At 69.5% G+C, this 25,856-nt stretch carries 24 protein-coding genes; 11 read left to right on the forward strand and 13 right to left on the reverse strand.

What is annotated here, in order from left to right; genetic code table 11:
* The coding region (locus ACXDF8_RS16490) for a porin MspA (protein WP_457224353.1) at positions 1-536 on the forward strand (536 nt) is incomplete at its 5' end.
* Between the two features lie 63 nt (positions 537-599).
* Here ACXDF8_RS16490 and dapC read toward each other — a convergent pair.
* The 3 genes from dapC to ACXDF8_RS16505 all read right to left on the reverse strand — a co-directional run bounded on the left by dapC (position 600) and on the right by ACXDF8_RS16505 (position 4,919).
* Complete coding sequence (gene dapC, locus ACXDF8_RS16495) at positions 600-1,700, reverse strand: succinyldiaminopimelate transaminase (protein ID WP_457224541.1); 1,101 nt, start codon at positions 1,698-1,700, stop codon at positions 600-602.
* Between the two features lie 20 nt (positions 1,701-1,720).
* Positions 1,721-2,044 (reverse strand): ferredoxin, encoded by a 324-nt coding sequence (fdxA, locus tag ACXDF8_RS16500; protein WP_457224354.1) that lies wholly within the window; start codon positions 2,042-2,044, stop codon positions 1,721-1,723.
* A 214-nt stretch (positions 2,045-2,258) separates the two neighbouring features.
* On the reverse strand, positions 2,259-4,919 hold the full coding sequence (locus ACXDF8_RS16505) for a bifunctional FO biosynthesis protein CofGH (protein ID WP_457224355.1): 2,661 nt from the start codon (positions 4,917-4,919) through the stop codon (positions 2,259-2,261).
* A gap of 139 nt (positions 4,920-5,058) precedes the next feature.
* On the opposite strand from ACXDF8_RS16505, the gene ACXDF8_RS16510 reads away from it, so the two are divergent.
* Complete coding sequence (locus ACXDF8_RS16510; RefSeq protein ID WP_457224356.1) at positions 5,059-6,054, forward strand: hypothetical protein; 996 nt, start codon at positions 5,059-5,061, stop codon at positions 6,052-6,054.
* 1 nt (position 6,055) lies between these two features.
* Here the strand turns inward: ACXDF8_RS16510 and ACXDF8_RS16515 are convergent, their stop codons facing one another.
* Both ACXDF8_RS16515 and mshB read right to left on the reverse strand, forming a co-directional pair.
* On the reverse strand, positions 6,056-6,481 hold the full coding sequence (locus tag ACXDF8_RS16515) for a hypothetical protein (protein ID WP_457224542.1): 426 nt from the start codon (positions 6,479-6,481) through the stop codon (positions 6,056-6,058).
* Entirely contained in the window at positions 6,478-7,350 is an 873-nt protein-coding gene (gene mshB, locus ACXDF8_RS16520; RefSeq protein ID WP_457224357.1) for an N-acetyl-1-D-myo-inositol-2-amino-2-deoxy-alpha-D-glucopyranoside deacetylase, read from the reverse strand. Before mshB ends, ACXDF8_RS16515 begins: the two co-directional genes overlap by 4 nt.
* 71 nt (positions 7,351-7,421) lie before the next feature.
* On the opposite strand from mshB, the gene ACXDF8_RS16525 reads away from it, so the two are divergent.
* Complete coding sequence (locus ACXDF8_RS16525) at positions 7,422-8,684, forward strand: chloride channel protein (RefSeq protein WP_457224358.1); 1,263 nt, start codon at positions 7,422-7,424, stop codon at positions 8,682-8,684.
* A 2-nt stretch (positions 8,685-8,686) separates the two neighbouring features.
* Here ACXDF8_RS16525 and ACXDF8_RS16530 read toward each other — a convergent pair whose 3' ends face one another.
* Positions 8,687-9,208, reverse strand: a complete 522-nt coding sequence (locus ACXDF8_RS16530; protein ID WP_457224359.1) for a hypothetical protein — start codon at positions 9,206-9,208, stop codon at positions 8,687-8,689.
* Between the two features lie 225 nt (positions 9,209-9,433).
* Between ACXDF8_RS16530 and ACXDF8_RS16535 the strand changes: the two genes are divergently transcribed.
* From ACXDF8_RS16535 to ACXDF8_RS16545, 3 genes are all read left to right on the forward strand, one after another.
* Entirely contained in the window at positions 9,434-9,661 is a 228-nt protein-coding gene (locus ACXDF8_RS16535) for a hypothetical protein (RefSeq protein ID WP_457224360.1), read from the forward strand.
* 352 nt (positions 9,662-10,013) lie between these two features.
* Positions 10,014-11,066 (forward strand): hypothetical protein, encoded by a 1,053-nt coding sequence (locus tag ACXDF8_RS16540; protein ID WP_457224361.1) that lies wholly within the window; start codon positions 10,014-10,016, stop codon positions 11,064-11,066.
* Positions 11,067-11,229: 163 nt separating this feature from the next.
* Positions 11,230-12,252 carry a hypothetical protein gene (locus ACXDF8_RS16545; protein ID WP_457224362.1) on the forward strand — a complete coding sequence of 341 codons (1,023 nt, stop codon included), beginning with the start codon at positions 11,230-11,232 and terminating at the stop codon, positions 12,250-12,252.
* On the opposite strand, the gene ACXDF8_RS16550 is transcribed toward ACXDF8_RS16545, so the two are convergent.
* From ACXDF8_RS16550 to ACXDF8_RS16560, 3 genes are read right to left on the reverse strand one after another with little or no spacing between them, the layout of a single operon-like run.
* Positions 12,253-14,250, reverse strand: a complete 1,998-nt coding sequence (locus tag ACXDF8_RS16550) for an ABC transporter family substrate-binding protein (protein ID WP_457224543.1) — start codon at positions 14,248-14,250, stop codon at positions 12,253-12,255.
* A 28-nt stretch (positions 14,251-14,278) separates the two neighbouring features.
* The gene (typA, locus tag ACXDF8_RS16555) at positions 14,279-16,183 is read right to left on the reverse strand and encodes a translational GTPase TypA (RefSeq protein ID WP_457224363.1); all 1,905 of its coding nucleotides are present in this window, start codon (positions 16,181-16,183) and stop codon (positions 14,279-14,281) included.
* On the reverse strand, positions 16,176-16,796 hold the full coding sequence (locus ACXDF8_RS16560) for a hypothetical protein (RefSeq protein ID WP_457224364.1): 621 nt from the start codon (positions 16,794-16,796) through the stop codon (positions 16,176-16,178). Before ACXDF8_RS16560 ends, typA begins: the two co-directional genes overlap by 8 nt.
* An 87-nt stretch (positions 16,797-16,883) precedes the next feature.
* Here ACXDF8_RS16560 and ACXDF8_RS16565 point away from each other — a divergent pair, with 87 nt between their 5' ends.
* Positions 16,884-17,156, forward strand: coding sequence for a hypothetical protein (locus tag ACXDF8_RS16565; protein WP_457224365.1), 273 nt, complete (start codon positions 16,884-16,886; stop codon positions 17,154-17,156).
* Between the two features lie 6 nt (positions 17,157-17,162).
* Here the strand turns inward: ACXDF8_RS16565 and ACXDF8_RS16570 are convergent, their stop codons facing one another.
* The 3 genes from ACXDF8_RS16570 to ACXDF8_RS16580 are packed head-to-tail and all read right to left on the reverse strand — an operon-like array spanning position 17,163 to position 21,821.
* On the reverse strand, positions 17,163-18,377 hold the full coding sequence (locus ACXDF8_RS16570) for a cytochrome P450 (RefSeq protein ID WP_457224366.1): 1,215 nt from the start codon (positions 18,375-18,377) through the stop codon (positions 17,163-17,165).
* Between the two features lie 12 nt (positions 18,378-18,389).
* Positions 18,390-18,779 carry a (deoxy)nucleoside triphosphate pyrophosphohydrolase gene (locus tag ACXDF8_RS16575; protein ID WP_457224367.1) on the reverse strand — a complete coding sequence of 130 codons (390 nt, stop codon included), beginning with the start codon at positions 18,777-18,779 and terminating at the stop codon, positions 18,390-18,392.
* 42 nt (positions 18,780-18,821) lie between these two features.
* Positions 18,822-21,821, reverse strand: coding sequence for a hypothetical protein (locus ACXDF8_RS16580; RefSeq protein WP_457224368.1), 3,000 nt, complete (start codon positions 21,819-21,821; stop codon positions 18,822-18,824).
* Between ACXDF8_RS16580 and ACXDF8_RS16585 the strand changes: the two genes are divergently transcribed.
* Positions 21,790-22,281 (forward strand): hypothetical protein, encoded by a 492-nt coding sequence (locus ACXDF8_RS16585; protein WP_457224369.1) that lies wholly within the window; start codon positions 21,790-21,792, stop codon positions 22,279-22,281. The two genes, ACXDF8_RS16580 and ACXDF8_RS16585, sit on opposite strands and share 32 nt — an antisense overlap.
* A 163-nt stretch (positions 22,282-22,444) precedes the next feature.
* Positions 22,445-22,732 carry a 4a-hydroxytetrahydrobiopterin dehydratase gene (locus ACXDF8_RS16590; protein WP_457224544.1) on the forward strand — a complete coding sequence of 96 codons (288 nt, stop codon included), beginning with the start codon at positions 22,445-22,447 and terminating at the stop codon, positions 22,730-22,732.
* Here ACXDF8_RS16590 and ACXDF8_RS16595 read toward each other — a convergent pair.
* Positions 22,707-23,909 (reverse strand): mannosyltransferase, encoded by a 1,203-nt coding sequence (locus ACXDF8_RS16595; protein ID WP_457224370.1) that lies wholly within the window; start codon positions 23,907-23,909, stop codon positions 22,707-22,709. The two genes, ACXDF8_RS16590 and ACXDF8_RS16595, sit on opposite strands and share 26 nt — an antisense overlap.
* Before the next feature lie 211 nt (positions 23,910-24,120).
* On the opposite strand from ACXDF8_RS16595, the gene ACXDF8_RS16600 reads away from it, so the two are divergent.
* Together ACXDF8_RS16600 and ACXDF8_RS16605 are read left to right on the forward strand one after the other, a co-directional pair.
* The gene (locus ACXDF8_RS16600; RefSeq protein ID WP_457224371.1) at positions 24,121-24,717 is read left to right on the forward strand and encodes a hypothetical protein; all 597 of its coding nucleotides are present in this window, start codon (positions 24,121-24,123) and stop codon (positions 24,715-24,717) included.
* Between the two features lie 19 nt (positions 24,718-24,736).
* Positions 24,737-25,825, forward strand: a complete 1,089-nt coding sequence (locus ACXDF8_RS16605) for an Rv1157c family protein (RefSeq protein ID WP_457224372.1) — start codon at positions 24,737-24,739, stop codon at positions 25,823-25,825.
* The last annotated feature ends 31 nt before the right edge of the window (positions 25,826-25,856 follow it).

Below are 25,856 nucleotides of genomic sequence, written 5' to 3' on the forward strand. Positions count from 1 at the left end.
TGGTCGACGGCGGTGGCCGCACGATGACGATTCAGCAGTGGGACACCTTCCTCAACGGGGTGTTCCCGCTGGACCGCAACCGGCTGACTCGCGAGTGGTTCCACTCCGGCAAGGCCGTCTACAGCGTCGTCGGCCCGGGTGCCGACGAGTTCGCGGGCACGTTGGAGCTGGGCTACCAGGTCGGCTTCCCGTGGTCGCTGGGTGTGGGCATCAACTTCAGCTACACCACCCCCAACATCCTGCTCGACGACGCCGACATCTCCCCGACGGGCTTCAACCCGCTGGGCTCGGTCATCACCCCGAACCTGTTCCCGGGTGTGTCGATCAGCGCCGACCTGGGCAACGGCCCCGGCATCCAGGAAGTCGCCACCTTCTCCGTCGACGTCGAAGGCCCCAACGGCTCGGTGGCAGTGGCCAACGCCCACGGCACCGTGACCGGTGCGGCCGGCGGCGTGCTGCTGCGCCCGTTCGCCCGGCTGATCTCCAAGGCCGGCGACAGCGTCACCACCTACGGCGACCCCTGGAACATGAACTGACCCAGGTTTATTGACCCAAGGCGAATCCGACCCCCGCTTGGTGGGGCGGCTCGAGCTGATCCGCTAGCTCAGCCGCTCCACCGCAGCGGCGATTCGCTCGTCGGTTGCGGTCAGAGCCACCCGAACGTGCTGCGCACCGCGGGGCCCGTAGAACTCCCCGGGGGCGACCAGGATGCCACGCTCGGCCAGCCAGGACAGCGTCGTCCGGCACGGCTCGCCGCGGGTTGCCCACAGATACAGTCCCGCCTCGGAATGGTCGACGGTGAAGCCCGCCGACCGGAACGCGGCCAGCAGAACGTCGCGGCGGCGTGCATAGCGCCCCCGCTGCTCGAGTTCGTGGGCGTCGTCGTCCAGTGCGGCCACCATCGCGGCCTGCACCGGCGTCGGCACCATCATCCCGGCGTGCTTGCGCACGGCCAGCAGTTCGGCGACCACGGCGGGATCACCGGCGACGAAGCCGGCCCGATACCCGGCCAGCGACGAACTCTTCGACAGCGAGTGCACCGCAAGCACACCGGTGTGCTCGCCGCCGCTGACCGAGGGGTGCAGCACCGAGGTCGGCTCTTCCTCCCACGCCAAACCGAGATAGCACTCGTCGGACACCACCAGCGTTCCGCGCTCGCGGGCCCACTCGACCACCTTGCGCAGATGGTCGCGGCCCAACACCTTGCCGGTCGGATTGCTCGGCGAGTTGATGAACAGCACCGCGGGCGATTCCGGCCCGAGCTGGGTCACCGAGTCGGCCGGGATCACCTGAGCACCCGCCAGCCGCGCACCCACTTCGTAGGTCGGGTAGGCGAGCTCGGGCACCACCACCACGTCGTCGGCACCCAACCCCAGCAGGGTGGGCAGCCAGGCGATCAGCTCCTTGGTGCCGATCACCGGCAGCACAGCGCTGTCCGCCAACCCGGTGATGCCGTAGCGCCGGAGCAACGCTGCGACGGCCGCCGCGCGCAGTGCCGAGGTGCCCGCTGTGGTCGGATAACCGGGCGCCGAACTGGCTGCGGCGAGTGCGGCCCGGATGACCTCGGCAACGTCATCTACGGGGGTGCCGACCGACAGGTCGACGATCCCGCCCGGATGGGCCCGGGCGGTGGCCGTCACATCAGCGAGGGTGTCCCACGGGAACACCGGCAGCCGCGCGGAGAGCGGGCTGCGGTGTATCCGCAACGGGATGGGAGCCGTCAGTCTTCTTCCTTGGGCGGAAGGTCCTTGATGACCTGCGGGTCGTTATCGGTCTGGCCGACCTTCGACGCGCCGCCCGGCGAACCCAGCTCGGCGAAGAAGTCGGCATTGATCTGGGTGTAGGACGACCACTGATCCGGGACGTCGTCCTCGTAGTAGATCGCCTCGACGGGGCAGACCGGTTCGCAGGCGCCGCAGTCGACGCACTCGTCGGGGTGGATGTACAACATGCGTGCGCCCTCGTAGATGCAGTCGACGGGGCACTCCTCGATACATGCCTTGTCTTTGATGTCGACGCAGGGTTCGGCAATCGTGTACGTCACGAAGGTTCTCCTCGGTCTGCTGTTCGGTGGGGCTGTAGGTCTCGCGCGGTACAGGTAAGTGGTTACAGAGAAAGCCAAGTATCCGATGCCGGCTACGGGATAGCCGACTCAGTGTGCCCTAACTTCTGGTCTTCCCCATACCTGGTAATCCAAGCATTTCAGGTGGTTACTGATACTAGACGTTGCGTACATTAACCAGCCACGCAAAGCCGCGTCAGGCCGCGCGTTCGGCGTAGGTCGTGGTGCGCTGCCGGGCCGGGCGGCCGATGCCCTCGGCGATGGCGACCAGTTCGGCCACTGTCTTGGCCGAGCCGTTCTCCGAGCCGGCCATCCGGGAAATGGTCTCCTCCATCAGCGTGCCGCCGAGGTCGTTGGCCCCGCCGTTGAGCATCACCTGGGTGCGTTCCACTCCGAGTTTGACCCAGCTGGTCTGAATCTGGGAGATCCTGCCGTGCAACATGATTCGTGCTAGTGCGTGGACGGCACGGTTGTCGCGGTGGGTGGGTCCGGGCCGGGATGCTCCGGCCAGGTACAGCGGCGAGGACTGGTGCACGAACGGCAGCGGGACGAACTCGGTGAAGCCGCCGGTCCGGTCCTGGATCGCGCGCAGCACGTTGAGATGCCCGACCCAGTGTTGCGGCGTATCGACGTGGCCGTACATCATCGTCGAACTCGACTTCAGCCCCACCTCGTGGGCGGTGCTGACGATGTCGATCCACATCGAGGTGGGCAGTTTGCCTTTGGTCAGCACCCAGCGCACCTCGTCGTCGAGGATTTCGGCAGCCGTGCCCGGGATGGTGTCGAGCCCGGCCTCGCGCAGGCTGATCAGCCACTCGCGCGCGCTGAGCCCACTCTTGGTCACGCCGTTGGCGATCTCCATCGGCGAGAACGCGTGGACATGCATCGAGGGCACCCGCGATTTGACGGCGCGGACCAGATCGGCGTAGCCGGTGACCGGCAACTCGGGGTCGATACCGCCCTGCATGCAGACCTCGGTGGCGCCGGCGACGTGCGCCTCCCACGCCCGGTCAGCCACCTCCTGCGTCGAAAGCGAGAACGCATCGGCGTCACCCTTGCGCTGGGCGAACGCGCAGAACCGGCAGCCGGTGTAGCAGATGTTGGTGAAGTTGATGTTGCGGTTCACCACGAACGTCACATCGTCGCCCACGACGTCGCGTCGTAGCGAATCGGCAAGGGCGGTAACGGCATCCAAGGCAGGACCGTCGGCGGTGGCCAGCGCCAGATACTCGTCGTCGGTGCACCCACCTGGGTTGCGCTCGGCCGAGCGCAGCGCCGCCAGCACGTCGGTGTCGATGCGTTCGGGGGCGCGGGCGGCCATCTCCTCGACCCGGTCCCGGATGGACTGCCAGTCGCCGAAGGCGCTGTCGAGGTCGCTGCGCGTCTCGGTGCGCCGGCCCTCGGAGTCGATCGCGGAGTGCAGGTCGGTGCGGCCCAGCGACTCGCTGGCCTCGTCGGGTTCCTGCCACGGCCGCCCGACCGGGTTGACGTCGAGCGCGAATCCCGACTCCGGATCGGCCAGCGCCGCCACATGTCCGGCCACCCGCGGGTCGATCCACGCCGCGCCCGCCTGGACATACCGCGGCTGTGCGGTCAGGCGTTGCACGAGGTCGAAACCGGCCTCGGCGGTCACCGCCGCCAGCTCGTCGAGCGCAGGCCACGGCCGCTCCGGGTTGACGTGGTCCGGGGTCAGCGGCGACACCCCACCCCAGTCGTCGACACCCGCACCGATCAGCGCCAGGCACTCGGCCCGCGACACCAGGTTCGGCGGCGCCTGGATTCGCATCCCGGGGCCCAGCACCAGCCGGGCCGTGGCCACCGTCGCCACGAAGTCGTCGAAGGCGGCATCGGGTGCGCCGGCCATCGCGGTGTGGTCCTTGGCCCGGAAGTTCTGCACGATCACTTCCTGGATGTGGCCGAACTCCTTGTGCAACTTGCGAATCGCGTGCAGCGTGTCGGCCCGCTCGGCCAGGTTCTCCCCGATGCCCACCAGCAGACCGGTGGTGAAGGGCACCGAGAGCCGGCCCGCGTCGGTCAGTGTCCGCAACCGAACCTCGGGGTCCTTGTCCGGGCTGCCGTAGTGCGCCAGGCCCTTGGTCTCGAACAGCCGCCGCGAGGTGGTCTCCAGCATCATGCCCATCGACGGGGCGACCGGCTTGAGCAGCGAGAGCTCGGACCAGCTCATGACTCCGGGATTGAGGTGCGGCAACAGTCCGGTCTCCTCCAGCACCCGGATCGCCATGGCCCGCACGTAGGCCAGCGTCGAGGAGTAGCCCCGCTCGTCGAGCCACTGCCGAGCCTCCGGCCACCGCGCCTCGGGGCGGTCGCCGAGGGTGAACAGTGCCTCTTTGCAGCCCAGCTGCGCGCCCCTGCGGGCGATGTCCAGGATCTCGTCGGGCTCCAGGAACATGCCCTGGCCTGCGGCGCGCAACTTGCCGGGCACCGTGACGAACGTGCAGTAGTGGCAGGTGTCGCGGCACAGGTGGGTCACCGGGATGAACACCTTGCGCGAATACGTCACCGGCAGCCGGCCACCGGGGCCGCGCCGGCCCGCGGATTCCAGACCGGCATCGCGCACCCGCGCGGCACTGGCACACAGGTCGGCGAGGTCGTCGCCGCGCGCGGTCATTGCGATCGCCGCCTCGTCGACGTTGAGCGCAACACCGTCGCGGGCCCGGCGCAGAACGCGTCTCATCGCGGCAGGTGACGAAGCGTCAGTCCGCGGCGGAACGGCCGGAATGGGTAGCGGACTACTGGGCTGCGAGTTCAGGGCCACTCCCGGGTAACCGTCGGCAGCTGAGAAATCATCCGCGCGTCTCACAATCTGAAACTCGTGCGCCTGACATGATCGACACATTAGTCCCCGCTGCTGGCGACGCCGCCCAGCCCGTCAGACAGTTCAACACCCAGCGCGACACGGGACGCGCAGTTGTAACACTGGGCTGACGACAACGTAAATTGTCGTTGTTAGCTGAATACCACAGGGGGTCCCCGCCATGATCGTGTCCGCTCGTTCCTACCTGACTGCAGGTGTCGCGGCACTGACCGCGAGCGCAATCGTGATCGCGCCGGTCCAGGCCTCCTCGCCCGCGCCGTCGCGCGTCGACTCCGTCCGGCTCAGCGCCGCGGTGCAGCCGCTGATCAGCCCGGTCACCGCCGCCGCGGCATTGCTGGGGGCGCCCAGTCCGGCGGCCTCCTCGACCGTCCCTTCGGCTGCCTCCGACACCGCCTCGTCGCAGACGGCGGTGGCCGCCGCGTCGGCCAACAATGCCGCCAGCGACTGGGTCATCAGCGCATGGAACTGGGCGGACTACTGGATCAGCTACGGCGCCGAGCTCACCCAATACGTGCTGGGCTGGGTCTGGCCGCTCAGCCTCATCGGCGACCAGGCCCCCATCCTCTGGGACAATTTCGGCTCGCCGATCGGCGACGCGACGGTGTACGGCCTGATCGCCCCGGTCCTCAACGACCCGCTGAACCCGGCAGTCTGGTCGGCCGGGCTGACCGTCGTCGCCCAGACGATCGTGGCCGCGACGGTGAACACCGCGGTGGCGGAGTTCAATTACTTCATCGGCTGGATCCTGCCGCCGCTGCCGCCGCTGCCCTTCCCGCCGCTGCCGTCCGCCGCCGCCACCACCGCGGCCGCAGCCACCAGCGCCAGCGCCACCCCCGCGACCGCCGCCGACGAGCCGGCCACGCCCGCTGTCACCTCCGGCACCGGGCACTCGGCGCGCCCCCGCCCCGCCGCCACCCAGAGCTCTACGGTCACCTCCGCCGAGGCGGTCACCTCCGCCGACAGCACGCCGGCGACGCAGGACTCGGGCACACCCGGCCAAAAATCGGCCGGCCGGAAATCAACTCAGGACGCCGACAGCAGTTCGCCGGCCGGTTCGACCGCCAAGCCGGCCCGCGACACCACCACCAAGACCCGCTCGACGGCCGGCTCCGCGCGCGCGCACGCCCAGAAGACGGCCAAGAGCGCCGGCGACTGAGTCAGCCCACGCGGTCGCGGTGCCAGAGCAACAACGCCGGCGGCAGAGCGCCGACGACCAGGAACACCAGCACCGAGTAGCCCATCACTCCCGGGCCGCCGAAGACGATGTCACCGCCGGGCCCACCCAGGCTCAGGACGGCCGCCGTGACCAGCCAGGTGATCAGCGGCAGCGCCGTCAGCCGGCCGGACTCGGTCCAGTAGGACGCCGCCCACACCAGGGCCAGATTGACCAGCCCGCTGACCAGCGCACTGACGGGAAACGGGACTGCACCGAAGTACACCGGCAGGAACAGCGCGCCGGCCACCGCGGACAGGACACCGTCGACGGCGAGCAGCGCGAGGACGACCGTGCGGATGGCGCGGTCGCTCGCGGCGGGGTCCTCGGCGGGCGGGCCGGACCGAGCGCGCCGTTCCGTCGCGGTCAGGTGGCCGGCCCGAACTCGAGACCGGCCAACAGATCGGTCTCCCAACCACGTTCGTCGAGCGGACCCGGGGTGCCTTCGACGAGTACGTAGTGTTCGGCGGCCAGTACCGGCAGGATCAATTTGTTGGACAGGGTGAACGCGCGCCCCGTCGGCCCGAGGAACATCTGGGTGGCGTGCGCGGCGATTGCGCCGATCTTGGCCGGCACGTGTTCGGGCGCCTCCACCACCGCGGTGATCTGGTCGTCGGTGAAGCCGAATTCGATGTCGGCGGGCGGCCAGATCCAGTCCGGCAGCACGTCGTCGTCGCCGAGGGCGGCGAGTCCGTCGCGAAATGCGCTGGCGCCCATGACCGCCCAGTAGAACTTCGGCACCGACCAGGTGCAGGCGGCGAGGGCGGCGGCAGTTACTCGGTGGGTCTGGATGTGGTCGGGGTGGCCGTAGCCACCGTTCGGGTCGTAGGTGGCCACGACGTGCGGGCGAAGTTCGTCGATGACGTCGGCCAACAGGGCGACGGCCTCGTCGAAGTCGGCGTCGACGAACTTGGTGTGGCGGCGCGGGGGCGTGCCGGGCATGCCCGAGTCCCGCCAGCGTCCGGCACCGCCGAGGAACCGCGGCCGCTGCAGACCGAGTTCGCGCAGCGCGGTGGTGAGCTCGCCGATGCGGTAGCCGCCGAGTTGGTCGGCGTCGTCGACACCCAGCCGCACCCATTCGTCGGCGATGATCTCGCCCTCTTCACCGAGGGTGCACGTCACGACGGTGACGTCGGCCCCCTGCTGGGTGTAGCGGGCGATGGTGACGCCGTTGTTGATCGTCTCGTCGTCGGGATGGGCGTGCACGAACAACAACCGCGGGGTCTCCTGCGAAGGCACGTGCTCACCCTACCGATCGGCGCGGTTCGGGTTCTCCGTCACCGGAGTCGGCGCTGGCATACATTCTCCCCGTGAACCGGCGCGAGGTGCAGTTCGGCTGCGCCGTCCTGGCCATCGGCCTGCTGGCCGGTCTCGCCGGTGCGGCGACGACGGTGGTGCTGCACGCCGTCGAACATCTCACCTACCACTACAGCTTCGGCACTCTCCTCGACGGCGTCACCGGCTCCAGCCCGGCCCGACGCGCGGTGGGTCCGATGGTCGGCGGCGCGCTGGCCGGCCTGGGCTGGTGGCTGCTGCGCGGTCGCGGTCGCGGCCGGGTGCCCGCGCTGACCGACGCGATCGAGCAGCCGGGACCGTTGCCGCGGCTGGCGCTCTCACTCGACGCCGGGCTGCAGGTGCTGCTCGTCGGCACCGGCGCATCGCTGGGCCGCGAGGGCGCCCCCCGCCAACTCGCCGCCGCGCTGGGCGACCTGGGCACCTGGCGGTGGACGTCGGCCATGACACCCGCGGATCGACGGATGCTGCTCGGCTGTGCTGCCGGCGCGGGGCTGGCCGCGGTGTACAGCGTCCCCCTCGGCGGTGCCCTCTTCGCGATCCAGGTGGTGCTGCGCAGCTGGAGCCTGCGCACAGTCGGGACGGCGCTAATCACCTCGAGCCTGGCCGTCGCGGTGGCCGCGCCGGTCACCCGCCTCGAGGTCGCCCTGCACTGGCCCAACCCGGACCTGTCGTATCTGCTGACCGGCCTGGCCGTGCTGCTCGCGCCGCTGGCACTGGCGGTGGGCACGGCGTTCAACCGGCTGATGGCCTACGCCAGAGCCCACGCGGTGGCCGACTCCTGGCTGCTGATTCCGGCGATCGCCGCGGCCGGACTCGCCGTCGGTGTCTGCTCGCACTGGTGGCCCGAGTTGCCGGGCAACGGCAAAAGCGTGCTGACCGTGAGCGTCGGCAGCGGACTGACGCTGGCCTCGGCTCTGGTGATTCTGCTGCTCAAGCCGTTGCTGACGGCGCTATTCCTGCGCGCCGGGGCGGTCGGCGGCATGCTGACACCGGGGCTGGCCACCGGGGCGGCACTGGGTTCAGCGGTGGCGCTGGCGGTGAACGCGTGGACTCCGGTGCAGGTCAACGTTCCGGCCGTGTCGCTCGCCTGTGCCGCCGGTGTCCTGTCGATCACCCAGGGCGCACCCCTGTGGGCGGCGTTGTTCGTATGGGAGTTGGCCCACCCGCCGCTGTGGCTGCTGGTCGTCTTCGGGGTGGCCGCGGCCGCGGCGAACCTGCTCGACAGTCTGGTGCGGCAACGCAGCGGCACACGCGACGGCCGGCCGGCAAGCGGCTGAGGTCATTTGCAGAGGTCGGCGACCTGTTTACGGGAGGCGTCACCGTCGGCCAGCCGGGCGGCCTGCCGCGCATCGGCGTTCTGGACACCGGCCAGCGCATTGATCCCGATGTCCTGCAGGTCACGACTGAACGAACGCACGGCGTCGGCCAGATCTGCCGGGGTCCGGCCGTCCAGCTGGTGCAACAGATATTCACCGCCGCCCACTAGCGCCAGCCGAGCGTTGCCGGCCACGGCGGCCTGCGCGACCGGTTCGGTACCCAGGTCTTTGTGCGTCTGGAGGGCCACTGCACCGACCACCGTGTCAAATGCGCTACATACCCGCGTCTTCGGATCACCCGGCAGCGCAACCGAATCCGTGGACTTCGACGACACGGACATCAGCGCCCAGATGGACAAACCCACGGCAACGACCCCGAGCAGCACGGCCAGCGGTGCCGCCCACCGAGCGAGTCGCTGCCCCGGCGTCGGCGCTGGATCGATCACCGGAGAGGCAGCGGAGATGTCGCGCGCGGGATCGGGCATGACTGGAACTCTATCGGCGCACACTGCGGTTTTCAGGCACATCACAGGTTTCCCCGACGAAAATTAAATGGCCGCAATATATTTCGAACCCAGAGCGGCACCCGACTGCAGACCGATTCGTCAGCGAATTGCCGCTGCGGCGCGCCATGGCCCGGCGGCTGGGCGGCGAGCGGCGAACCACCCGTGCGGGTGCTGCGGCGTGCCACCCCGGCAACGTCGGACGACTTGAGTGACTACCGGCTGATCACGCTCTCCGAGGTGGTGTCCGACCCGTCGATCCACGACTACGGCACGGCGAATTTGCCGGCCGGCACCTGGGCACCCACCAGCTGGTACCCCGAGTGGGTCAGTCGGGCGGACGCGTTCGACGTAGCTCACGACGACCGGCCGATCAGGATGCGCGAGCTCGTGGACCAGAAATCGGAGCAGGTGAGCAAACCCGCGACTGGCTGACCGGCCGAGCCGGAAACGGGGCACCAATTTGTTTGCTAGAGATGGCGTTCGATTGCGCAGAATCCGGGCCGCCCTGCGGATATACCCACGTGCAGCGCCGGTTATACACCCACGCCGACGGCCGCAACCACCACGCTGCGCTTAGCCGTCATCGAACCTTGGCGTCACTAAGAAGACCATAAGGACGCCCTTCCTGTGGGTTGGGTTGGCCCACAACGACTTCTGTCCGACCGTCAGCCGAAGCACAGTTGCCGGCGCGAGGAATTCTCAGGAAGAGTCTTTACACTTATCAGGCTGCTCTCAGGTATCGTCCAATTAGCCGGTGCCGCCAACGGCGGCGAAGGGAGACGGCATGCGACGGGCTTTGGCGCCATTCCTGACCACAGGAGTGGCACTCGTGGCGGCGGCTGTCGTCGTCGCCAACCCCGTCACGCCCGCCTCCAGGGACATGCAGATCTCGACCACCCAATTGTCGACGAGCCCCGGGTTACTCACTCCGTTCGACAAGTCGCTGCTCAACGCGATGACGCCGCAGACCGCCATAGACGGCATCGGCCCCGCGCTGGCACAGATCCTGGCCGCGCTGGCCGCGGATGCGGACCGCATCGGCCGCGAGGTCAACCTGGAGGTGGCGCCCGACGGCGCTGCGGTGGCCGCGCTTCCCGAACAGTCCGGGTATCACCCGGAACCGCTCGCCCCTCCGGCCGTAGACACGGCCAACACCACGGTCGTCTCGTCGGCGACGGGCTTCGGCCCCTCGATTGTCAGCACCGGCGTAGAGGAGGCCCTCTCCGGGCTCGTCGCGGACACGTCCTATCTGGGCGGAAAGGTCGTCGAGGCGGCATTCGCGGCGGTCGACGTCATCATCCGCGTGCCGCAATCCATCCTCGTCGCGGTCGTCGCCCTGCTCAACGGCAATCTCAGCGGGGCGTTGGACACCGTCAGATCCGTCGTCACCGATTTCTTCGGCCCAGGGCTGATCATCATCGGCGGGATCTTGGACGTGCTGAAGAAGCTGCCGCCCCTGGTGGCCGCCGCCGTCCCCGCCGCCGCGACCGTCGAGCAGGACAGCGGCACGAGTGCCGACGCCGAGCAATCGGGTACCTCCACCACCGCCACCACCGCCACCGCCACCGAGCCAGCCGACGCGGCGAAGCCACGCCCGTCGGCGCCGAGCCGCAGCGGCAGCGGTACCTCGCTGCGCACCCGACTGAGCGCCACAGCACCGGGCAGCGCTCGCCCGAGCAGCGCAGCCGCCACCCCGACGACGGAGAAGCCGAGCTCCTCGGGGTCGGACACCACCCCCGCCCCCGCCGCGGCGCCGTCGACCGGTGCCAGCGGCAAGCCGGCGGCCGGGTCGGCCCGCGCGCACAAGGCCGCCAAAACCTCGTCGCAGGCCGGCTGACACTCGCCGCGTCCGGACGCGCTCCCCGCGCAACCGCCGACTGATCCCCGGGGCGAGTCCTTGTCGGTTCAACGATCCAGTTTGCGGTCGCGTCGATTCGCCGATTCTCAGCTTGCTCTCAGGTAGTTTTGATCGTCGGTACCTCACGGCGAAGGAGCCTGAAATGCCTGCTGCCCGCTCATTTCGCACCACGACCGTCGCGCTCGCCGGGGCTGCGGCCATCGCCGCGGCACCACTGATCCCCGCCCAGGACGCCCCGCTGCGGAGCGTGCACCTGCCGGATGTCCAGCTCACCGACCTGACGATCCCCGCGCTGGGCGCGATCCCCTACCAGATCGGCATCAACGCACTCGGGGACATCCTGGCGGTCGCACCCATCCTGATCGGCAGCACGCAGCAGTGCACGGTGTGCCTCGGGCCGAACACCCCGGCCCCCGATGCCCGCTACGCCCCGTTCACGGGCTGGGGTCTCGTCGGTCTGGCCAAGGGACTAATAACCAGCCCGGTCGCGCTCGTCTCCGCGCTGCAGGCGGGCAAGGATGTCGGTCAAGCGCTCGGCGCAGCGCTGCTCGACATCCAGGTTCCGATCACCAACACGGTCGCTCTGTTGATCTCGTCCCGGGTCCCCTACGGCGGGTTCGGCCTGCAGGCCACCCTCGAGCGGCTGCTCACCGCCTCCCGCGACGCGCTGGTCGGCGGCTTCGACATCGTCGCCCAGGCCCTGATCACCGGCCCGGTGACCGTCGCCGGTGGTGTGGTGGCCGGGGCGACGGCGTTCGCCGGGACGCTCGCCCAGACCGGTGACGTCATCACCGCGCTCAACGCCGGGCGGGCACCGATCCAGGAGTCGGTCACCGCGGCCCTCAACGATCTGACCTTCAAGATCGACACCAGCCGGGCCAAGGTCTACGACGACCTCACCTCCGGTCCCGACATCACCACCTCGCCGATCCCGACCGTCCCCGCCGCGACCGCCGACGCCGTCACGGCCGCCGCCGGCCCGGTCACCAAGGTGGTCGAGTCGACGAAAGCAGTTCCTGGCACCACGGCGGCGGCCGCCCAACAAGTCGACGGCACCGATAACGGCGACACCGCGCAGTCGGGCAGCGCAACCCACTCCCGGGCGGCGAAACACAGCGGCCTGGGCGGGTCGAAACGCCCACATCGCGGCGACTCGGACGACTAGCTAGGGGGTGGCCTTGGCCCACCGGCCGGCGTCGCCGACGATGCCGACCGGTACCGCACCGCTCAGGCTGACGTTTTGCACGCTGGGGCCCACCGCCACGATAGTGGTGTCCTGCAGGATCGGCAGGACCGTCGACATGTTCCACAACCGCGGCTCGACGAGGTCGATGACGTCGTCGATCTTGGCCGAACCATCAAGGGCGGCATCGATATTGGGCTGAATGCTGCGGTCGCAGATGCCGGTCAGATTCGACGGCGCCTGCACCAGCGCGCCGCTTTCCGGCGCAGGTGTCGCAGTGGTCGGGGTCGGGGTCGGGGTCGGCGAGGGTGCCGGTGGCGGGGTCGAGGACGCCGGCGAAGTCGCCGGCCTCGAGGAAGCCGGAGCCGATGAGGTCGCGGCCGAGGTCGCGGGGGTCGTCGCGGAGGTCGTCGCGGAGGTCGTCGCGGCCGACGTCGAGGAGGTCGTTGCGGCGGTCGACACCGCGGTCGCCTCCAGCGCCGGGCAGCCGAAGCGGGAGGCCAGCAGGGTGGCCAGGTCTCCCCCGGCGGCGTGCCAGCCGACGATCGCGTCGATCCGGTTGTTCACCAGCGCGTCGCCGTAGAGCACCGGCGGGTCCAGCGCCAGCACCGTCGCGGCGATGCCGACGCTGCGCAACTGATCCGCGGCGGTGTTGGCTACGGCCACCGCGGTCGGATCGTTGGCCGCCACCCCGATCACCAGCGACAGCGTCTCGCCGTCCTTGCTGATGCGGCCGCGGGTGATCTCCGGCGGTCCGGGCTGCTCGACGGTGGTGCGTGAACCGGCCGACGGCGGCGGCTGCACGGGCGCCTCGGTCGGGGTGCGGTCGACCTGGAAACCGGCCTGCTCGAGCAGTTCCAGCGACCGTTCCTTGCCGAGGGCCGGCGGTGAGGTGGGCACGTATCCCGGATCGCTGGGCGCGCGGACCTGCGCCTGAGCCAGCGTGACGGTGTTGTCGCTGCCCGCTCCGACCGCGGCCAGCAGGTCGACGTCGAGCAACCCGAAGATGGCCTTACGCACCGCGGGATCGGCGAGCTTGTCCTCTTGCGCTCGCAGCGTCATGCTCATGACCCTCGGCGTGACGATGCGGGCGGTCCGCACATCCGGGATGGCCGAGAGCTGCGCGAAAGCCGCTGCGCCGCCGTGGACTTGGGCGACCTGGGTATCGCCGTTGCGAATCGAGTCGGCCAGTGCGGCCGGGGCTCCGGCCCGCCGGAAGAGAAGCTGGTCGGGATGCGCGGGCGGCCCCCAGAAACGATCGTTGCGGGCGAGCAGAATCTCGTCGCGTTGCGGATCGATGTTGTCGACCCGGAACTGGCCGCCGGTGACGGGCAGCGCCCGGGCCAGGCCGGCCGGGAAACCGCCGGGCACGTCCTTGACGATGTGGGCAGGCAGCAGATCGCTGAACAGCTCCCGCCAGGCCGGGTAGGGCTGGGAGAACGTCACCACCGCCGTCTTGCCGCCCTCGATGGACTGCACACCGGTGATCAGGTCGTAGCCCGCGGGATCGACGACGCCGGGCTGGCTGACCATCTGTCGCCACAGGTACCAGAAATCGTCGGCGGCAATCGGGGCGTTGTCGGTCCAGGACGCTTCGGGCCGAATCTTGTAGGTGACGGTGAAGGGGTTCTGGTTGGTCACCTCCGCAGAGACCAGCAACGTCGGGTCCATCTCCCAGCGCGATCCGGTCGCAGTCGCCGGGTCGGGAACAGGACGAAACGCGCTGGGCAGCACCAGCGCGCTGATGGCCGCGTTGACCGGGGACTGATCGGAGAGCAGGTGCGGGTTGAACCCGGGGCCGATCGAGTCGATGCCCATGATGATCTGGGTCGCCTTCGGCGGCAGCGGTGCCGGCTGGTCGGTCGTCTCCGTGCTCTGCGGCGCCGGCGGCGGACTGACCGTACACGAGGCCGTGACCAGCACAGACAGTACCGCAGCCAGGGCTTGCAGGCTGCGATGTCCGGACGGCACGCCCCTCAGACTAACGATAGGACCGTCTGCCACAGGCTCAGCCGCGGTTGGCGGCCTTCGCCCGGGACTTGGCGCGGGCCCGCATGGTGGCGTCGAGTTCGACCTTGCGCACCCGGACGATCTCCGGGGTGACTTCCACGCACTCGTCCTCCGCGCAGAACTCCATGGCCTGCTCCAGTCCGAGTTCGAGCGGACGGGCCAACGTCTCCATCACGTCGGCCGTCGACGAGCGCATGTTGGTGAGCTTCTTCTCCCGGGTGACGTTGATGTCGAGGTCCTCAGCCCGCGGGTTGATGCCCACCACCTGGCCCTCGTAGGTGTCGTCGCCTGGCTCGACGAAGAACTGGCCGCGGTCGGCGAGCTGGATCATCGCGAACGGGGTGACGGTGCCGCTGCGGTCACTGACCAGCGAGCCGGTGTGGCGGGCCCGGATCTCGCCGGCCCACGGCCGGTAGCCGTCGAACACGGCATTGGCGATTCCGGTGCCGCGAGTCAGGGTCAGGAAATCGGTGCGGAAACCGATCAGGCCACGGCTGGGCACGATGAAGTCCATCCGGACCCATCCAGCGGCGTGGTTGGTCATCTCCTCCATGCGGCCCTTGCGCGCGGCCATCAGCTGGGTGATGGCCCCGACGAACTCGTCGGGACAGTCGATCGTCATCGCTTCGAAGGGCTCGTGCAGCTTGCCGTCGACGGTGCGGGTGACCACCTGCGGCTTGCCCACGGTCAGCTCGAAGCCCTCGCGGCGCATCTGCTCGACGAGCACCGCCAGCGCCAGCTCGCCACGGCCCTGCACCTCCCAGGCGTCGGGACGACCGATGTCGACGACCTTGATGGAGACGTTGCCGACGAGTTCGGCGTCCAGCCGCGACTTGACCATCCGGGCGGTCAGCTTGTGACCGGACACCTTGCCGGCCAGCGGTGAGGTGTTGGTGCCGACGGTGACCGAGATGGCCGGCTCGTCGACGGTGATCCGCGGCAGCGCGTGCGCGTGCTCGGTGTCGGCCAGCGTGTCGCCGATCATGATGTCGGGCATCCCGGCGACGGCCACGATGTCACCGGCGATCGCCTCCTCCGTCGGCGTGCGCTCGACGCCTTCGGTGACCAGCAGTTCGGTGATCTTCGCGTTGGTGATGACCGGGTGGCCGTCCACCTCGCGCATCCACGCGACCTGCTGGCCTTTACGGATGCGGCCCTTGTAGATGCGGATGAGCGCCAACCGGCCCAGGAAGGCCGACGCGTCGAGGTTGGTCACCAGCGCCTGCAGCGGGGCTTCCGGATCGCCCTGCGGCGGCGGGATGTGCTCGAGCAGGACGTCGAACAGCGGGTCCAGGTTCTCGCCGTCGGGGTTCTCGCCGTTGGCGGGCTGGGTGGTGCTGGCGATCCCGGCTCGCCCGGAGGCGTAGAGCGTGGGCAGATCGAGCGCCTTCTCGGCGGCGGCTTGGGCTTCCTCGTCAAGATCGGAGGCCACGTCCAGCAGCAGGTCGTGGCTTTCTTCGACAACCTCGGCGATCCGCGCGTCGGGCCGGTCGGTCTTGTTCACCACCAAGATCACCGGCAAGTGCGCGGCCAGCGCCTTGCGCAGCACGAAACGGGTCTGCGGCAACGGGCCCTCGGAGGCGTCGACCAGCAGCAGCACCCCGTCGACCATGGACAGCCCGCGTTCGACCTCACCACCGAAGTCGGCGTGGCCGGGGGTGTCTATGACGTTGATCACTGTCATCGAGCCGTCGGGGTGATGACGATGCACGGCAGTGTTTTTCGCCAGGATCGTGATGCCCTTTTCCTTCTCCAGGTCACCGGAGTCCATCAGGCGTTCGATGGTGTCGTCACCGCGGTGGGTCAGGGCACCGGACTGCCGCAACATGGCGTCCACCAGCGTGGTCTTGCCATGGTCGACGTGCGCCACGATGGCGACATTGCGGAAGTCTTGGTTACTCACGGGCCTGATTCTCGCAGCGCGGCGCCGGTTTGCGAAAACGAGGAAGGACCAGCAGGGCTGCACCGAGAAAACACAGCGCCCCGAAAAAGGTGCCGAGGTTGGCCGCCAGCTGGTCCTCAGAGATCCCGGTGCGCCGTACGAACGCACCCGCGGCGGAGATCCCGAAGGCCACGGAGCCGATCATGTTGACCCATTCGGCCTGCCAGTCGCGCGATCCAAAGGCCACCAGCCCAGCCGCTGCCGTGGCTGCGGCCACCCCCAGCGCGGCGCTGACCAGGAACGCCACCGACCCCAGTGCGTCCGGTGTCCACACGTAGTGGCGTCGGATCCCGGTGGCGTGCGCCCACACGGCGACGCCGGTGCTGATGTTGAACAAGACAGTGCCGGCGAACTGGATCGCCGAGGAGTACCGTTCCGCTGCCGGCGCCGGCCCGCTCAGCGCCAATTGCATCCCGGCGGCGGCGGTGAAGAACCACGAGCCGACGAAGCACAGCAGGTTGGCCGCGCCGGCACCGGCGACGGCCGAGAATCCCGGCACGGTCGCCGCGGCGAAGAATGACGACCCGACGGCGAACAGCCAACACTGCCGCGACAACGTCGCAAGCCTGGACACACCCGGCATTCCAGCAGCCGATCCACAGCGGAGGCAAACCCGGCGGAGCTACCGTCAAGTCATCACCGTCGGTTACGGAGGTTCGTCATGACGGTTTATGAAGTACTGACCATCGCGCTGATCGTGGTGCTGGGCACCGTCGCCACTGCCGGCATTTACCTCGGACTGCTCAACTGGATCGGCGGGGCCTACGTTGTGCGATGCGCGGCATGTCGGCATCTGACGGTGTCATCCGCGCGCTCACAGCCGCAGTCCTGTCTGCACTGCCGTCACCCGGTGCTCATGCATCCGGTGCACGCGGTGCACCACCCGAGTCAGTTCACCGACGTGCGCGTGGAGCGTGACCGGCTGCGCTACTGACCGTTGTCAGTGCAACAGCGGTGCGGTCGGGGTGAATTCGACCGGCATGGCCTCCAGCCCGCTGACGAAGTTGGCTGGCCGCAGCGGGAGCTGCGCGCCGTCGGCCAGCCGCAGATCGGGCAGTCGTGTCAGCACGCGTCGCGTCATGATCGTCAGCTCGAGGCGGGCCAGCTGGTTGCCGAGGCAGAAGTGCGTGCCGAACCCAAAGCTGAGGTGGTGGTTGGGGGTGCGGTCGATACGGAACACCTCGGGGTCGACGAAGACCGACTCGTCGAAGTTGGCAGACTCGAACAGCAGCAGTATCTTCTCCCCGGCCCGCAACCGGGCTCCGTGAAAGTCGGTGTCGGAGGTCAGTGTTCGGCACATGTTCTTGATCGGCGACGTCCAGCGCAGCATCTCTTCGACCGCGTCGTCGAGCAGGTTCGGGTCGGCCCTCAGCGCCTGCCACTGCGCAGGATGGCGGCTCAGTTCGGCGGTACCGCCCGACAGGGTGTGGCGGGTGGTCTCGTCACCGCCGATGAGAATCAGCAGGGTCTCGGAGATGATCTGCTCGTCGGTGAGCTGCTCACCGTCGACCTCGGCGTCGATCAGCACGCTGACCAGGTCGTCGGCCGGCTCGCGGCGCCGTGCCGCGATGGTCGCCGCCATGAACTCGTTGTAGGCCATCAGCGCTGCCACCGAGGCGGCCACGATCTGCTCCGATGCCGTCGAACTGAGCGCCACCACCAAGTCGTCGGACCAGGCCAGCAGGGTGTCGCGGTCCTGTGGCGCGATGCCCAGCATGTCGCCGATGACCGCCATCGGAAGCGGAGCCGCCAGATCGCGGACGAAGTCGCACTCACCCCGTTCGCAGACCGCGTCGATCAACGTATCGCACAGCAGCTCAATGGATTTCGCTTTGTCGCTGACCCGCTTACGGGTGAAGCCGGAGTTGACGAGCTTGCGGCGCAGCAGGTGCGCCGGATCATCCATGTCGATCATGTGCGGCAGCGGTGGGCTGGTGGGCCGGATGCCGCCGGCGTTGGAGAACAGTTCGGGTTGCCGTTCGGCGTCGATCACTGCCCGGTAGGTGGCGGCGGCGGCCAGTCCGTTGCGGTCGCGGAAGACGGGTTGGTGGGCACGCATCCAGCGGTAGGCATCGCGTGCGGCGCCGCTCGCATAGAACCGGCCGTCGGCGAGGTCGACGTCGGCGGTGACGTCCGTGGGCACGTCCCAGAGCATAGGGAGGCGGGCTCACCCCTCGAGGTGTTTTGAGAGCTCCGCCAGCCAGGCCCGGTCGGCGGGCACCCAGTCCAGGGTGTCCAACTCGCCGCGGCCCACCCACCGCAGTGCGCGGTGGTCGTGCGGGTGCGGCGTTCCGCCGGTGTGCGTGACGAGGTAGGCGCGCAGGAGCATCGACTCACCGAGCGGGACGTCGGCGCCGAGCCGCTCGCCGACATCGACGTCGACCCCGAGTTCTTCGCGCAGTTCCCGCGCCAGCGCTTCGCCGTCGCTCTCCCCCGCCGCGACCTTGCCGCCCGGCAGCTCCCAGAGCCCGGCCAGTTCCGCCGGGCGTTGCCGCTGGGCCACCAGGACCGTCGCGCCGGAGATCAGCGCTCCGGCGACGACGATCTGGGCGGGCACAGGGTGCAACGGTATCCGCTCACCCCCGCCTCGGTCTCGCGCCTAGGTGGTAACCGCGTTGTCGACGACGGTCAGCTCGTAGGCGCTGGTCTTCCACGCTGACAGGAAGGCTCCCAACGGAACTTTCATACCGGCGCCGATGGCCTTCCAGTCGGGATTGACCGCCGAGCTGTCGTTGACGTACACATCGCCCGCTGTCAGATCGACTGCGATGACGACGATTTCATGATTGAGCTGGGTATAGCTGGGGTTGTCTTCTTTCGCCGACTCGGGAACCGAATTCCAGATCAGCGCCGCCGAGACCGTCACCATCGTCGCGTTGCCGTAGGCCAGATTGGCCTGCAGATCCGCCATGGCGTCCGGGCTGTCGTCGTAGTGCGTGGTGTTCGCGGTCAAGCCGAACTCCCGCGCCATCAACACCACGGCGTCCGCAACGGCAACACCGTCGGAGGTGTTCTCGTCGAGGTACATCTTCGCGCCGGGGCGCACGACACTGTTGTTGCGCTGCGCGAGTGCGACCATGTCTTGCTCCGTCGGCCGTCTGGCTCCACCGGTGGCCTGGGCCACCGCTGCGCCCGTCGCGTTCAGAGTGCAGTTCTCGTAGCTCTGATTGACGATGGCGTACTGCGAGTTGCTCTGCAGCCCGTACTGGCCGTCTCCGGTCACCGTGACGACGAACGTCTCCGCCGCGGTGTCAGATTTGGCCAGGCCCAATTGAATAGCCAGCTGGTGCAGTGATTGCTGAATCAGTCCCGGCACTCCCTGCAGCTGCGCGCCGGTTCCGTTGTCCGCGGTGATGACGAAGCTGTCGGTCACTCCGGGTTTGACCAATTGTGAGTTCGGGACGTACGTGTAGGCGCCGGTGGCCGGATCGAAGTTCACGATCGTGCCGTACTTGGGCCCACGGGTGATGGAGTAGGTGATCTCGTAGCCGTTGTGGCTCTCGCCGTACAGCTGCCCGCTGATCGCGCCGGTTTCGGAGTCCTGCGGACTGACCGTGTTCCACAGAGTGGGCGACTCGTTGAAGAAGATGTAGTCGAGCCGGTCGGAGAGATCGGACCAGATCGACTGCAACGCCGTCAGGTATGCCGACGCTGAAGCCAGCGCCCTCGGCGTCGTCGCAGCCGAGACCGATGCGGCGGCCGCGACTGTTGCGGCGGCCGACGCGGCGGCGCCGCGTTGGCCGGGTATCCCGTCGGCGCCATCGTCCCCGCTGGCCGCCCGGGGACCGCCCTGGCCGGCGACGCCGCCCCAGGCGCCCTGGCCACCGGCGCCGGCTACGCCGCCCGGTCCGCCTCCGCTGCCACCGTCGGCACCGCCGTCACCGCCATTGCCGCCGCGGCCTCCGCCACCACCGACTCCACCGCTACCGCCCGGATCGGAGTCGCCACCGCCACCACCGTTGCCGCCGGCACTGCCCGCGCCGCCGTAGGCCCCGTCATCGGTGGAATTGCCGGCACCACCCGCACCACCGTCGCCACCGACTCCGCCGGTGCCACCCGCACCGCCGGTCACGACTCCAGCTCCGCCCGAGGCCCCGGCACCGCCGATGCCGCCGCGTCCTCCCACGCCGGGGGCACCCGAGCTCGTCGAGGATCCGCCGTCACCACCGGCGCCGCCGTTTCCGCCCGAGCCTCCCACGCCACCGACCGCATAGGGGTCGTTGGACTTACCGCCGACCCCGCCCACGCCGCCGGCACCGCCTGCGCCACCCGAACCAGCGGCCCCGGCCGTTCCGTTCGAGGAAATCACGAAGAGGTAGCGTCCAACGCCTCCACTGCCGCCGAGCGCACCACCGTCGCCGCCACGGCCCCCGTTGCCGCCGTCGCCGCCGCGTTGGCCGTCGCCGATGTCGGTCGTGTCGGATTCCTTGTTGTTGTAACCCTTTCCGCCGCTACCGCCGTCTCCCCCGTAGCCGCCCTTGCCGCCGCCGCCGCCGGCACCGATGACGAAGCTGCCGTTGCCGCCGTTGCCGCCGGAACCACCCTGCCCACCGGCTTCCCCGTCGAGCCCGTCCAAGCGGCCCAGCACGCCATTGGGACCTGGGGTGCCGGTTTGCCCGACACCGCCGTCACCGCCACTGCCGCCGGCGCCTAGCAACGACAACAGCCCGACGTTGCCGCCGTTGCCACCGTTGCCACCTCCTCTGCCGCCCTCGCCGCCGTCACCGCCGTTGCCGGCCCAGAGTCCGCCCGTGCCGCCGTCGCCGCCACGGCCACCGTGGTAGCTGCCGTATCCCTGATAGGGGCTGGCGCCACCGAGGCCGCCTTTGCCGCCGTTGGAGAACAGCGAGAACGTTCCGCCACTGCCGCCGTTGCCGCCGCTGCCGCCGGTCGCGGCGGCGCCGCCGATGCCGCCTGCACCGCCGGTGCCCATCACGGACAGCAAGCCGGTATCGCCACCGCGGCCACCGGTGCCGCCGGTGCTGGCCTCGGGGATCGCCGCTCCGCCGGCGCCGCCGGCGCCGCCGTTGCCGGCCAGCAGACCGCCGGTGCCGCCGCTGCCACCGGTGCCGCCGGTCGCGGCGGGGAAGGGGCTGTTGGCAGCGGCTCCACCCGCTCCGCCGGCGCCGCCGTTGCCGAATAGGCCGGCCGCACCGCCGGTGCCGCCGGTGCCGCCCTTGCCGAGGTCTGCCGCGCCGTCACCGCCGACGCCGCCGCTGCCGACGAACACGCCGCCACGGCCGCCATTACCGCCCCGGCCGCCGTTGACGGTCACCAGGCCGGCGCCGCCGTACCCGCCGTTGCCGAACCAGCCTGCGGCCCCGCCATTTCCGCCATTGAAGCCGTCACCGCCATTGCCGAGCAGCCCGCTGTTGCCGCCCTTACACGCGGCACCGGCATTGCACGTCTCGGCGGTCCACGAGTAGCCGTTGCCGATGAGGATGCCGCCATTGGGATGCGCAGCCGTGCCGTCGCTGATGAAGAACCCGATCAGCGGGCCGAAGTCGGGAATCGGGCCCAAGCTGGGAACGGCGCCGACCGAAGCCGCGGTCGTCACCTTCTTCGTCGTGACCGACGAGGTCTGGACCGAACTCGTCACCTGGCTGTCGGTCTCGGCCGCGGACGCACTGGCTGCGGCCGAGGCCTGCACCCGGCTGACCGATGCGCGCGAACTCTTGCCGGCGCCGGTTTTCCCGGTTGCCCGGGCAGGCCCGGCGGTGGCGGCTGCGGACGGTCGCGATGCGCTGGGTCGGTGGCTACCCGTTGACTTTGCCGATGCTTTGGTCGAGGCGCTACTCGAGGTAGCCGAGCCCGAGCCCGCCGAGCCCGTGGCGTCCGCCGACGCCGTCGCCGGTGTGGCCGCCAGCGCGGCGCCGATACCGAGGGCGATCGCCGACGCGCCCACCCAGGTAGCCAGCCGCACACGACCGGAGGGGCTCACGCGCAGATCCGACATGCCGCCGAATTCGGCTGGCAGCGAACGCAACTCGATCACGGTGACCGGGGAATCGCTCGGGCGAGAACCGTGTGCGGACATGCGGACAGAACCCATTGCTTAACCCCCGTCGATGCCGCAGCTCCTCGCTGCAGCGCTACTCAGACCGTGCTATCGAAACAGGAGCATAGGGCCGACCCTGTGCGGTGTCCACGAAAACCGACCATTTCGCCAATTTGCTATTTGCGTATGGAAACGACCAGGAAAGCGCAGGGGGACAATGGGTTATGACTGTTTTGAACCAGAACGATATTACCGCTGCCGTCAAAAACCTGCCGGGCTGGGAGCACGCCGACGGCGCACTGCGCCGGTCGGTGACGTTCGGATCATTCCTCGACGGCATCGAGGCCGTGCGCCTCGTCGCCGAGCACGCCGAACGCCATGACCACCATCCGGATATCGATATCCGTTGGCGGACAGTGATATTCACACTTGTCACACACTCCGCGGGCGGCATCACCGACAAGGACGTGCAGATGGCCGCAGAGCTCAACGAGCTCCTCGGCGACCACTGACCGCGATCCAGGCCAGCGTCACCAGCGTGGCCACGATGTAGACCAGCCCGGCCCATGCCAGATACCACGGTCTGCTGATCTGCCAGATCGTCGGCTGCGCGAAACTCAGCATCCAGGGCACGCCGATCACGGTCAGCACCAGCCACCCCCAGCCGAGCCACCGCGCACCCGGCCGGGCGCGCCACGGCCCGTGGATCAGCCAGATCATCAAGGGCACCAACCAGACCCAGTGATGGGTCCACGAGATCGGCGAGACCAGCAGCCCGAACAGTTGCACCACCAGCAGGGCGCCGAGTCGGTCACGGTCGCCGCCGGCGCCCAGTGCCCGCCACGCCAGCACCGCCAGCAGCGCCGTCACCGCAATGCCGGCCAGCACGACGGGGCCGTAGCCGGCGTCGTGGCCGAGGATCCGCGAGACCGCCCCGCGCCAGGACTGGTTGAACGAGGTGCCGATCGGTCCGATCCGGCTGGCATCGCCGAGTAGGTCGGTGAAGTAGTAGCGGGCCTGCTGCCCGATCACCGCGATCGACAGCGCCACCGTGGCGAAAAAGACCACCGCGGAGAAGATCGCCGCACCCCACCGGCGCATACCCAGGAAGTACAAGCCGGTGATGGCCGGGGTGAGCTTGATCCCGCCGGCCACCCCCACCAGCAGACCGGACACCCACCACCGGCTGCTGTAGGCCGCGCACAGCACGCCGAGCACCAGGATGACGTTGACCTGCCCGTAGTCGAAGGTGCTGCGCAGCGGTTCGGTCCAGATCGCGGCGGCGGTCCACAGCATCGCGATGTGGCGCTCCCGGTGGGCGGGAACACCGAGCAACCGCTGGCTCATCCGGACCACGCCGTAGAGCGCGCCGATGATGCCGAGTTGCCAGCAGAACGCCACCACCCCGAACGGCAGTAGGTGCAGCGGGTAGAAAAGCAGCGCCGCGAACGGCGGATAGGTGAACGGCAGCGGGAAGTCCGGCGTCTGGTCGGCGTAGACGTAGGAGTACAGCGTGCCGGGGTGGTCCAACGCGCCGGCCCCGCCGAGGTAGACGTGCAGGTCGACGAAGTTGGCGCCGTTGGGCACCAGATAGGTCCAGGCCAGCCGGGCGGCGATGCTGGCGACGAGCAGTACCGGGGCCAGCCGGGCCGACCTGGCCGGCCGCACCGCCGGCGCCGTCGTGTCCACGCTGCGACTGTAGCGACGCGCACGACGTAGCGCGGCTTCGCGCAGTTCGCGCTGGTGAGCGCGCCCCGTTCGGTGACGCGCCGGGGCGCGGCGCATCACCGTAGGCCATCACTGCCGTAACGGTTGAATAACCACCACACGTGTCACTTGAGTAACTCTAGTAACGGACTACCTTCGGGTTCAGACCTGCACTCGAGGGATTGGGATCACCATGTCACGCATCACAAAGTTGTTCGCCGCCAACGCGATTGCGGTTGCCGGGCTGTGCTCGGCCGCACTCGCCCTAAGCCCGTCGGCGGCCGCCGACCCGCTCGTGGCCCCCGCCGTTCCCGGCGTGCCTGCGCTCAACATGCTGCAGCAGTTCGCCACAAACCCGGCAAGCGCCGCAGCGCTCCTGCAGACCGCGGCAACCGCGCTGGGCGGCGCGTCGTCGCTCGCGGGCGCCCCGGCCACCATGCCCGTCTCGCCGATCGCGGGCGCCCCGGCCACCGCACCGGTTGCCGGCGCACCGGCGACCGCCCCCGTCGCTCCCGCAGCCAGCGGTGGACTCGCCGGACCGATCATCCCGCTGCTCAATCAGCTCGGCATGCCCGGCGACCTGGCCAACCTGACCCCGTCGGACATGCCCTTCCCGGTGCAGGTCGGTAACAACCTCAGCGTCGGCAACCCGCCGGCGGCGGCGCCCAGCGCGATCCCGCCGGTGGCCGGGCCGGCCGGGGTCCCGCCGGCCAGCAACCCGGCGATCGCGCCGACCACCCCGGGCGGTGCGGGCCTCGGCCAGTTGCTGCCGCTGTCCGCCCTGCCCTGATCCACCCACCCACCACCCGATGAGGGAGTTCACCGTGCCGCAGATCGCCAAGTTGGCTCTTCTGCTGACCACCGCCGCGCTCGTGGCCGGGAGCAGCCTGGCCTTGAGCCCGACTGCATTCGCCGACCCGACGATTCCGCTGGATCCGGGCCAGCTGCCCGGCCTCGACGCCGTGCAGAGCCTGAGCCCGGTGATCCAGCAGGCGGCGGGGAACCCCTCATCGGCGCAGTCGCTGCTGCTGGCAGCCGCGTCGCAGTTGGCCGGTAACGCCACCACGCCGGCCGGTTCGGCCGCGCTGGCTCAACAGGTCACCAAGTTCGTGCAGGAGGGCGGGGCCGCCGGCCCGTCGGCCGCAATTCCCGCCGCGGTCCCCCCCGCCGCGGCGGGCTTGTCCGGTGTCACCCACGGCACCACGCCGTTGATGACGCCCGGCCCCGGCAACGGCCCCGTCCCCCTGCCTGAGCATCTGCCGACCGCCGGGGTGCTTCCCGGCGCCATCCCGGGCGCCGACGCGCACTTGCCCACCGGCATCGACCCGGCGCACGCCGTGGGCCCGGCACCCGACGCCCTGCCCGAAGTTCCGACCCCGGTCGCGCCGGTGACTCCGGCCGCCCCGGCCGTTCCCGTCGCCAACTCGGTGACGAGCCCCAACCCTGCACCGGCGCCCGCGGCGGCAGCGGCCCCGAACTACGATCCGGCGACGCCGCCGACGCAGGACTTCATGTATCCGTCGATCAGCAACGGCTGCGCATCCGACGGCGGCAACGTCATCGCGACCGCCCTGTCCGTCGCCGGGCCGGCGAAGATCCCCACCCCCGGCCCCGGACCCGGCCAGACGGCGTACGTGTTCACCGCCGTCGGCACCCCAGCGCCGGCCGCCGAGCAGAAGCTGCCACTGAACGTGACCTGGGTCAACCTGACCACCGGCCGGTCGGGCAGCGTGACGCTCAAGCCCAATCCCGACATCAACCCCGCCGGTCCGACCACGCTGACCGCCATCGCCGACACCGGGTCCGGCAGCATCATGTCGACGATCTTCGGCCAGGTGACCACGCTGGACAAGCAGTGCACCTTCATGCCGACGATCGGTTCCACAGTCGTGCCCTAGTCCGCCCGAGAACCGTTAGGGTTGGGAAGAT

It is taken from the genome of Mycolicibacterium sp. CBM1, from assembly GCF_054073305.1.

Coding starts and splice junctions, on each gene's coding strand:
- ACXDF8_RS16605 (WP_457224372.1), top strand. CDS start 24,737: ATGAGGGAGTTCACCGTGCCGCAGATCGCCAAGTTGGCTCTTCTGCTG.
- ACXDF8_RS16590 (WP_457224544.1), top strand. CDS start 22,445: ATGACTGTTTTGAACCAGAACGATATTACCGCTGCCGTCAAAAACCTG.
- ACXDF8_RS16540 (WP_457224361.1), top strand. CDS start 10,014: ATGCGACGGGCTTTGGCGCCATTCCTGACCACAGGAGTGGCACTCGTG.
- ACXDF8_RS16565 (WP_457224365.1), top strand. CDS start 16,884: ATGACGGTTTATGAAGTACTGACCATCGCGCTGATCGTGGTGCTGGGC.
- ACXDF8_RS16545 (WP_457224362.1), top strand. CDS start 11,230: ATGCCTGCTGCCCGCTCATTTCGCACCACGACCGTCGCGCTCGCCGGG.
- ACXDF8_RS16530 (WP_457224359.1), bottom strand. CDS start 9,208: ATGCCCGATCCCGCGCGCGACATCTCCGCTGCCTCTCCGGTGATCGAT.
- ACXDF8_RS16505 (WP_457224355.1), bottom strand. CDS start 4,919: ATGTGTCGATCATGTCAGGCGCACGAGTTTCAGATTGTGAGACGCGCG.
- ACXDF8_RS16600 (WP_457224371.1), top strand. CDS start 24,121: ATGTCACGCATCACAAAGTTGTTCGCCGCCAACGCGATTGCGGTTGCC.
- ACXDF8_RS16510 (WP_457224356.1), top strand. CDS start 5,059: ATGATCGTGTCCGCTCGTTCCTACCTGACTGCAGGTGTCGCGGCACTG.
- ACXDF8_RS16570 (WP_457224366.1), bottom strand. CDS start 18,377: ATGCTCTGGGACGTGCCCACGGACGTCACCGCCGACGTCGACCTCGCC.